The sequence below is a fragment of the Micromonospora sp. NPDC048909 genome (assembly GCF_040649635.1).
Classification (GTDB): domain Bacteria; phylum Actinomycetota; class Actinomycetes; order Mycobacteriales; family Micromonosporaceae; genus Micromonospora.
On record NZ_JBEZFU010000008.1, the window covers coordinates 220440 to 229293 of the forward strand.

Sequence of the window (8854 nt, forward strand, 5' to 3'; positions counted from 1 at the left end):
ACGTCGAGCGGCCGGTGCCGCTGCGCGTCGGTGTCGACCTCGCACTCGGCGGACGCTGGACCAGCCTCGCCGGCGGCGGCCGGGAGTGGCTCTGGCGGGGGCCGCAGCCCGGCCGGGCCGCGGTGCGCCCCGGGGCGGCGTTCGTGGACGCCGGCGGGCTGGAGGAGTGCCTGCCCACCGTGCGCGGCCGGCCCGACCACGGCGACGTCTGGTCCCGGCCGTGGCGCGCGACCGGGCCCGACACCGCCGTCGTCGAGAACCCGGACTTCACCCTCACCCGGCGGCTGGCCGAGCGGTCCGGCGCGGTCGTCGCCGACTACCGGCTCGCCGCCGAGCCCGGCTACCGCTTCGTGTGGGCCGCCCACGCCCTGCTCGACCTCTCGCCGGCGGCCCGACTCCAGGCCCCGGCCGGCACCCCGACCCGGCTGCACCCGGAGGCCGCCGAACTGCTGCCGGGCGACTGGCCCACCAACCAGCCCTGGCTGACCGGCGAGTGGCCCGCCCCGGCCGGGTTGACGCTGGACGCGCTCGGCCCGGACGACGGGACCGCCGTCGGCGCGGTGCTGGTCGACTGCCCCCGGGTCCGGGTGGTGGACGGGCCGGACCTGTTGACGCTGGAGCTGGAGTGCGCCGACCAGCCCCGGTCCACCGCGCTCTGGCGCAACCTGCGCGGCTGGCCGGCCGACCGGCCGTACCGCAGCGTCGGGGTGGAGCCGATGCTCGGCGCCGCCTTCGACCTGGCCGACGCCGGGCCCGGGGACGCGGCGGTGGTCCCGCCCGCCGGCGAGGTCACCTGGCGACTGACCGTCTCCGCCCACCGAAGGGGAGGACCCCGATGAACCTGACCGACGCCCTGCGTACCCATCGACTGCTCGCCATCGTGCGCGGCCCGGACCCGGACGCGGCGCTGGCCGCGGTGCTGACCCTGGCCGAGAGCGGGGTGGCGCTGATCGAGGTGTCACTGACCGGCGCGGACGCGCTCGGCACGATTCGCCGGGCCCGAGCCGCGCTCGGCCCGGAGTTCCACCTCGGCGCGGGCACCGTGCTCACCGTCGACGACGCCCGGGCCGCCGCCGACGCGGGCGCGACCTTCCTGGTCACCCCGGCGATCGCCGACAGCCTGGACGAGGCGGCCCGGCTGGGGTTGCCGGTACTCGCCGGCGCGCTCACCCCGAGCGAGGTGGTCCGCGCGCGGGCCGCCGGCGCCGCCGCGGTCAAGCTCTTCCCCGCCTCGTTCGGCGGCCCGGACTACCTCGCCGCGCTGCGCGACCCGTTCCCGGACACCCCGCTCGTGCCGGTCGGCGGCGTCGACGCCGAGGGCGCCCGGCGCTACCTGGAGCGCGGCGCGATCGCCGTGGGCGTCGGATCGCCGCTGCTCGGCGACGCCGTCCGCGGCGGCGACCCGGCCGCCCTGCGGCAGCGAGCGGCGGCCTTCCTGGCGGCGGTACGCGCGTGACCGACGTGCTCACCCTCGGCGAGACGATGGCCGCCTTCCGCGCGACCGGCGCGCTGCGCCTCGGCGGCACCGCCGGCATCTCCATCGCCGGCGCCGAGTCCACCGTGGCGATCGGGCTGGCCCGGCTGGGCCACACCGTCGGCTGGGTCGGGGTCACCGGCGCCGACGAGCCGGGGGCGCTGGTCCGCCGCACGCTGCGCGCCGAGGGCGTCGACCTGACCTGGTCACGGGTCGACCCCGACGCGCCCACCGGGCTGATCCTCTTCGAACCCCGGGTGGCCGACCTCAACCGGGTCACCTACCACCGGGCCGGGTCGGCCGGCTCCCGGCTTACCCCGGCCGACGTCGACCGCGCGTTCGACGCGGCGTCACCCCGAGTGCTGCACGTCACCGGGATCACCTGTGCCCTCGGCCCCGGCCCGTACGCGGCGGTACGCACCGCCGTCGAGCGGGCCCGCGCCGCAGGCGCGCTGGTCTGCCTCGACGTCAACCACCGCAACCGGCTCTGGTCCGTCGCGGAGGCCGCGGCGGCGCTGCGGCCGCTGCTGCCCTGGGTCGACCTGGTGGTCGCCTCCGCCGACGAGCTGCCCGTGCTCACCGACGCGGACGACCCCGCCGCCGCGCTGCGCGCCGGGGGCGTACGCGAGGTGGTGGTCAAGCTCGGCGCCGACGGGGCGACCAGCTACCACGAGAGCGGCACCGTGCACCGCCCGGCCCGCCGGGTGCCGGTGGTGGAGACGATCGGCGCCGGGGACGCCTTCGTCGCCGGGCTGCTCTCCGCGCTGCTCGACGGGGCGGACGTCACCGGCCGGCTGGATCGCGCGGTGACCACCGCCGCCTTCGCCGTCGCCACCCGTGGGGACTGGGAGGGCCTGCCCGAGCGGACCGAGCTGACGCTGCTCGACCACGAACCGGGCGCCGCGCTGCGCTGACCGCTGTCGCGTCCGCACCGGGCGGGCCTGCGCCGCGTTGTCGTTGGAGGAGGAGAGATGGAGCTGACCGAGCCCACCGCCTGGAGCGCGGACCGCCTCGAGCTGGGCGAGGGCGCCCGTTGGGTGGACGACCGGCTGGTCCTGGTCGACCTGCTCGCCGGCCGGCTGTTGAGCAACGGTGGGGACGGCCCGGGACCGCTGCGCGAGCTGACCCGGCTGGACGTGCCGCTGGGTGCGGTGGCGCCGGTGGCGGGGCGGCCGGGGGAGTGGCTGGCCGTGGCCGGCACCGGGATCACCCGGCTCACCGCCGACGGTGGGCACCGGACGGTCGCCGACCTGGAAGGCGGCCGGTCCGAGCCGGCGCGGATGAACGACGCGGTGGCCGACCCGCACGGCCGCTTCTGGGCCGGCAGCATGACCTACGCCGGGGTGCCCGGCGGCGGCTCCCTCTACCGGCTCGACCCGGGCGGCGTACCGGTCGCGGTGGTGACGGGGCTGACGATCGCCAACGGGCCCGCCTTCGACGGCGCCGGCACCACCATGTACCTGGCCGACACCCCGCGCGGGCAGGTCGACCGGTTCACCGTGGACGCCCGCACCGGCGAGCTCGGCGCCCGTGAGCCGTTCCTGCGCCTCGACCCGGCCGAGGGCGCCCCGGACGGGATGACGGTGGACGCGGCCGACCATCTCTGGGTGGCGCTCTGGGGCGGCTCGGCGGTACGCCGCTACCGGCCGGACGGCGCGCTGGAGCGGGAGGTCCGGCTGCCGGCGGCCCAGCCGACCAGCGTCTGTCTCGGCGGGCCGGGGCTGAGCCGGCTCTTCGTGACCACCGCCCGGTACGGGCTCACCGATCCCGGGCCGCTCGACGGCGCGCTGCTCGCGGTGGACGTGCCGGCCATCGGCCGGCCCGCCCGGGCGGCCCGTACGATTCGCGGGTGATTCTTTCCGGTGACATCCGGTCCGACGTCCCGCTGGTGGTGCTGGCCGTCGAGGAGGAGGCCGCGTACCTCGATTCCGGGCTGCCGGTGCTGCTCACCGGCATGGGCAAGGTCAACGCTGCCGCCGCGCTGGCGACAGTGCTGGCCGCCGGCCCGAAGCCGAGGCTGGTGCTCAACCTCGGTACCGCCGGGGCGTTGCGTCCGGGCTGGGCGGGCATCCACGAGATCGGCACGGTGCTCCAGCACGATCTCGACACCGACCTGCTGCGGACCCTCACCGGGCAGACCTACGGCGCGCCGCTGACCCTGGGCAGCCGGACCGCGGTGCTGGCCACCGGCGACGCGTTCATCGCCGACGAGGCGGCCCGGGCCCGGCTGGCCCGGCGCGCCGACCTGGTCGACATGGAGGGGTACGCGGTCGCCTGGGCCGCCGCCCAGGCCGGGGTGCCGTGCCGGCTGGTGAAGCGGGTCAGCGACGAGGCGGGCGAGGGCGCGGACCGGGCCTGGCGCGACACGGTCGACGACTGCGCGCGGGACCTCGCCGACTGGGTGCGGGCCGAGCTCGGGTGAGCGCCGGCCGGCTGCTCGGGGTCAGCGACCTGCACGTCGGGTACGCGGAGAACCGGGCGGTCGTGGATGGGCTGCGTCCCGGGTCCGACGAGGACTGGCTGATCGTCGCCGGGGACGTGGCCGAGCGCTTCGCCGACATCCGGTCCACCCTGGCCCTGCTGCGTGCCCGGTTCGCCACGGTGGTCTGGGCGCCCGGCAACCACGAGTTGTGGACGATGCGCGACGATCCGGTCCAGCTGCGCGGTGACGCGCGCTACCGGGAGCTGGTCGCGATGTGCCGGGAGCTGGGTGTGCTCACCCCGGAGGACGACTATCCGGTCTGGTCCGGCCCGGACGGTCCGGTGACCGTCGCCCCGCTCTTCCTGCTCTACGACTACTCGTTCCACGCTCCCGGCACCAGCAGCAAGGAGGAGTCGCTGCGTCGGGCGTACGACGTGGGGGTCGTCTGCACCGACGAGGCGCTGCTGCACCCCGACCCGTACCCGAGCCAGGACGCCTGGTGCGCGGCCCGGGTGACGGCGACCGAGCGCCGGCTGGCCGCCACCGACCCGACCCGGCCGACCGTGCTGGTCAACCACTTCCCGCTGGTCCGCGAGCCGACGCTGGTGCTGCGTCATCCCGAGTTCGCGCAGTGGTGCGGCACGGTGCGGACGGCCGACTGGCACCGGCGGTTCCGGGCCACGGCGGTGGTCTACGGGCACCTGCACATCCCCCGCACCACCAGCTACGACGGGGTCCGGTTCGAGGAGGTGTCGCTGGGCTACCCGCGGGAGTGGCGGCGACGCGGCGCTCCGGCGGTGCCCCGGGTGATCCTGCCGGGGTCTTGAATGCGCGGTGGGACCGGCGGATGCTGAGAGAGTACATCGACATCTGCCGATCAATCGGAGGTCCGGATGCGCCGTCTCCCGCTCGTCGTCCTCGTCCTCGCCGCGCTGGTGCTCGGCACCCCGGCCGCCGCCCAGGCCCGACCCGACCCGGCCGGCGCGGCCGCGGTGCTCGCCGAGGTGCGCACCACCGGCACCGCGTGGGGACTCGACCCGGCCACCGGCCGGATGACCGTCACCGTCGACGACACCGTCACCGGGCGGGAACTGGCCGCGCTGCGGGAGACCGCCTCCCGGGCCGGCGCGCAGCTGCGCCGGGAACCCGGACGGCTGAGCACCCTCATCGCCGGCGGCCAGGCGATCTACGGCGGGGGCGGTCGCTGCTCGCTCGGCGCGAACGTCCGCAGCGGCAGCACCTACTACTTCGTCACGGCCGGGCACTGCACCACCCTCGGCGCCACCTGGTACGCCAACAGCGCCCAGACCACCGTGCTCGGCTCCCGTACCGGCAGCAGCTTCCCCGGCAACGACTACGGCCTGGTCCGCTACACCAGCACGGTCGCCCACCCCAGCGCCGTCTACACCTACCCGGGGCTGCTGACCATCAACGGCGTCACCGGCGCCTACGTCGGTCTGGCGGTCTGTCGCAGCGGCTCGACCACCGGCGTACGCTGCGGCACGATCACCGGCCTGAACCAGACCGTCAACTACTCGCAGGGTTCGGTCGCCGGGCTGATCCGCACCAACATCTGCGCCGAGCCGGGCGACAGCGGCGGCCCGCTCTACGTCGCGTCGACCGGGCGGATCGTCGGCATCCTCTCCGGCGGCAGCGGCAACTGCACCTCCGGCGGCACCACCTACTACCAGCCGATCCAGGAGGTCCTGGCGGCGTACGGCCTGACCATCCCCTGACCCGCCGCGCCCGGGGAACTGTCGGGCCCGGCGGCGGTGGTCCGCACGAGCGTGATACCTCTGCGGCATATTGATGCCGCAGAGGTATCACCCTCACCGGAGGCACCGCCGCGGGGCGGCGCCCCCCGCGCGGTGCGGCGGTCAGTTCTCCGCTCACACCTCGGTGAGCTGGTCCCAGTCGGTGGTCACGGGCAGCAGGTCGCCGGCCAGCCAGGCCGGCGTCTGGTCGTGGTGGTGCGGGTCGCCGGGCACCCCGGACGCGCCGTGCGGCACCACCCAGCGGCTGCGCGCCCGGTCGGCGAGGTCCCAGACGTAGCGGGCCGCCGGGCCACGCACGCTGGCGTGGGTGAGCCCGGGGACGCTGGACGTCGACAGCACGCAGTCGTGGTCCCCGGCCAGCCGCGGGCCCGGCCCGGCGTCCGGGTCCGGCAGCGCCCGCCACGGGGTGAGCCGGTGCAGCTCACCCCAGGCTGGCAGCCCGACCCCGGCCGCCGCCACCTCCTCGACGGCCGCGCGGAGCAGCGCGTCCGGGTCGACGCCGGGCAGCAGCGTGCTCTCCAGCAGCGCCGCCAGCGCGAGCGCGACCCGCGGGGTCAGCGCCAGCCAGGGCTGGAACACCTCCGGGTACGACGGCGGGTCGGCCAGCGTGGCGAGCGCGGGGTGTGCGGCGAGCCGGCGTACCAGGGCCGCCCGCACCAGGGCGTACCCGGCGGCGTCGGTGCTCTCGGCGGCCATCCGGCGGTCCCAGCGCAGCAGTCGGTCCCGTAGCGCCGCGGCGGCCGGGCCGAGCCCGCTGAGGCCGGCCAGCCGGGCGAGCAGCGGGCCGGCGGCGGCGAGATGCGTGTCGGTGTGCACCCCCGCCATCTCCTCGGCCGTCCAGTCCCGGCCGCCGTCGATCAGCTCGCGGATCCGGTCGGCCCGGTACGGCGGGGCGAACTCGACGCCGAGCGGGGTGGCCAGCCCACGGGCGTTGGCCATCACCGCGCAGCCGTCGACGTCGGCCCGCGGCATCGGCGCGTACCAGCCCTGCCAGGCGTGGTCCGCCGCCCAGGCCGGCACCACCCGCAGCCGGTTGGCCGGGTGTCGCACCGGCACCGCGCCGGCCACCCGGTGCAGCAGACCACCCTGGGTGTCCGCCGCCTGAAGCACGTTGACCGGCTCGACCCAGAGGTCGACCGCCGCGTCCACGTCGGCGACGGTACGCGCGCGCAGCAGCGCCGGCAGCGCGGCGAAGCCGAGCTGCGCCAGCACCCGGGGCGGGTAGCGGAGGCTGATCGCCGACTCCTCGTCCGGCCCGCCGGCGATCACCGGTCCGCGGGGAGTCTCGACCACCTCGACCTCGACCCGGTCCCCGCCGGCGACCTCCACGGTCTCCGTGTGCGCCGCGGCCGTCTCCCAGCCGTCCGGGCCGTACGCCTGCACCACGCCGCCCCGGCGGCGTAGCCGCTCGACGTAGAGGTCCTGGTAGTCGGCCATCGCGTTGGTGATCGACCAGGCCACCTCGCCGGTGTGTCCGAAGTGGGCGACGCCCGGCACGCCCGGCACGGCCAGGCCGATCACGTCGTACTCGGGGCAGGCGAGCCGGATCTGCTGGTACACCCCGGGGGCCTCGATGATCCGGTGCGGGTCGCCGGCGAGCAGCGCCGCGCCGGTCGCCGTCCGGTCGCCGGCCAGCAGCCAACCGTTGCTGCCGGCGGTCGCCGGGTGGTCGGCGGCGAAGAGGGTCGTCGCCGCATCACCCAACTGGCGGGCGACGTGCTCGCGCCAGAACTTGTTCGGGAAGCCGGCGAAGAGGATGTGGTGGGTCAGCCACACCGCCAGCGGTGTCCACGGCTCCCACCGGCCGGGGCTGAGCCCGACGGCGGCGAACTCGGGCGCCCGGGCCGCACCGGCGGCCAGGCCGGCATTGACCCCGTCCACGTAGTCGCGTACCCACTCGGCGGTCGCCGGGTCCAGGGCGGCGTGGCAGCGCCGGGCGGTGTCGTCCAGCCGGGCCTGCCGGGCGAACCGGTCCCAGCCGACCGCGTCGGCGCCGAGGAAGGACGCGGTGCTGCCCAGGGACCGGTGCCGCTCCACCTCCAACTGCCAGGCCCGGTCGTACGCGGTGACCCGGCCCTGTGCGACGGCGAGCGCCCGCGGGTCGACCGCGCGCAGATGCGGCACACCCCACCGGTCCCGGAACACGCGCGCGCCGCCGTGCGCGATGCTCATGCCGGCTCCGGGGCGAGCACGGCGGCCCGGCGGCGGCCCGCCGGGACGACCAGCGGAGTGCCGGTCTCCGGATCCTCGATCACCCGGCAGGGCAGCCCGAAGACCTCCGCCACCAGCTCGGCGGTGACCACCTCGCCGGGCTCGCCCGCGGCGACGACCCGCCCGTCGCGCATCGCGATCAGGTGGGTGGCGTACCGGGCGGCGTGGTTCAGGTCGTGCAGCACGGCGACCAGGGTGCGGCCCTGCTCCTCATGCAGCCGGGCACAGAGGTCGAGGATCTCGATCTGATGGGCGATGTCCAGGTACGTGGTCGGCTCGTCCAACAGCAACAGCGGAGTCTGCTGGGCCAGCGCCATCGCGATCCACACCCGCTGCCGCTGCCCGCCGGAGAGCTCGTCCACCGCCCGGTCGGCGAGGTCGGCCACCCCGGTCGCGGTCATCGACTCGTCGACCACCCGCTCGTCCTCGCGCGACCACTGCCGCAGCAGCCCCTGGTGCGGGTAACGGCCGCGGGCCACCAGTTCGGCGACGGTGATGCCGTCCGGGGCGATCGAGGACTGCGGCAGCAGGCCGAGGGTGCGGGCCACCTGGCGGGCGGGCCGCCGGTGGATGTCCTCCCCGTCGAGCAGCACCGCACCGGCGGTCGGTTTGAGCATGCGGGACAGCGCCCGCAGCACCGTGGACTTGCCGCACGCGTTGGGCCCGATGACCACCGTGAACGACCGGTCGGGCACGGCGACGCTCAGCCCCTCGGCAACGACGCGCCGGTCGTAGGCGAGGGTCATCCCGGTGCCGCTCAGCCGTGTCGTGCCGGTCTCCATCGATGCTCCGTTCTCGTCGCGGGCACTCACGGTGCCGCCTCTGTTCGCGGCTGCGGGGCTCGCAAGCTCACTCCTCGCGCTCACGGTGCCGCCTTTGTTCGCGGCTGCGGGGCTCGCAAGCTCACTCCTCGCGCTCACGGTGCCGCCTTTGTTCGCGGCTGCGGGGCTCGCAAGCTCACTCCTCGCGCTC

The 8854-nt window shown here is 76.3% G+C and carries 9 protein-coding genes; 7 read left to right on the plus strand and 2 right to left on the minus strand.

Annotation, left to right across the window (positions count from 1 at the left end; all coding sequences use genetic code 11):
- Nucleotides 1-14 precede the first annotated feature (14 nt).
- From AB0C04_RS22460 to AB0C04_RS22490, 7 genes are all read left to right on the plus strand, one after another.
- Complete coding sequence (locus AB0C04_RS22460) at nucleotides 15-839, plus strand: hypothetical protein (RefSeq protein ID WP_357057657.1); 825 nt, start codon at nucleotides 15-17, stop codon at nucleotides 837-839.
- Nucleotides 836-1456: a bifunctional 4-hydroxy-2-oxoglutarate aldolase/2-dehydro-3-deoxy-phosphogluconate aldolase gene (locus tag AB0C04_RS22465; protein ID WP_357057659.1), complete on the plus strand. Its 621-nt coding sequence runs from the start codon at nucleotides 836-838 to the stop codon at nucleotides 1454-1456. The genes AB0C04_RS22460 and AB0C04_RS22465 overlap by 4 nt, the downstream gene beginning before the upstream one ends.
- Nucleotides 1453-2388, plus strand: coding sequence for a sugar kinase (locus AB0C04_RS22470; protein WP_357057661.1), 936 nt, complete (start codon nucleotides 1453-1455; stop codon nucleotides 2386-2388). Before AB0C04_RS22465 ends, AB0C04_RS22470 begins: the two co-directional genes overlap by 4 nt.
- Before the next feature lie 57 nt (nucleotides 2389-2445).
- The gene (locus tag AB0C04_RS22475; RefSeq protein ID WP_357057663.1) at nucleotides 2446-3327 is read left to right on the plus strand and encodes an SMP-30/gluconolactonase/LRE family protein; all 882 of its coding nucleotides are present in this window, start codon (nucleotides 2446-2448) and stop codon (nucleotides 3325-3327) included.
- Entirely contained in the window at nucleotides 3324-3896 is a 573-nt protein-coding gene (locus AB0C04_RS22480) for a nucleosidase (protein WP_357057665.1), read from the plus strand. Before AB0C04_RS22475 ends, AB0C04_RS22480 begins: the two co-directional genes overlap by 4 nt.
- The gene (locus AB0C04_RS22485) at nucleotides 3893-4723 is read left to right on the plus strand and encodes a metallophosphoesterase (protein WP_357057667.1); all 831 of its coding nucleotides are present in this window, start codon (nucleotides 3893-3895) and stop codon (nucleotides 4721-4723) included. The genes AB0C04_RS22480 and AB0C04_RS22485 overlap by 4 nt, the downstream gene beginning before the upstream one ends.
- Nucleotides 4724-4789: 66 nt before the next feature.
- Complete coding sequence (locus AB0C04_RS22490) at nucleotides 4790-5632, plus strand: S1 family peptidase (RefSeq protein WP_357057669.1); 843 nt, start codon at nucleotides 4790-4792, stop codon at nucleotides 5630-5632.
- Nucleotides 5633-5785: 153 nt separating this feature from the next.
- On the opposite strand, the gene AB0C04_RS22495 is transcribed toward AB0C04_RS22490, so the two are convergent.
- Nucleotides 5786-7843 (minus strand): penicillin acylase family protein, encoded by a 2058-nt coding sequence (locus tag AB0C04_RS22495; RefSeq protein WP_357057671.1) that lies wholly within the window; start codon nucleotides 7841-7843, stop codon nucleotides 5786-5788.
- Entirely contained in the window at nucleotides 7840-8628 is a 789-nt protein-coding gene (locus AB0C04_RS22500; protein WP_350871111.1) for an ABC transporter ATP-binding protein, read from the minus strand. Before AB0C04_RS22500 ends, AB0C04_RS22495 begins: the two co-directional genes overlap by 4 nt.
- Nucleotides 8629-8854 lie beyond the last annotated feature (226 nt).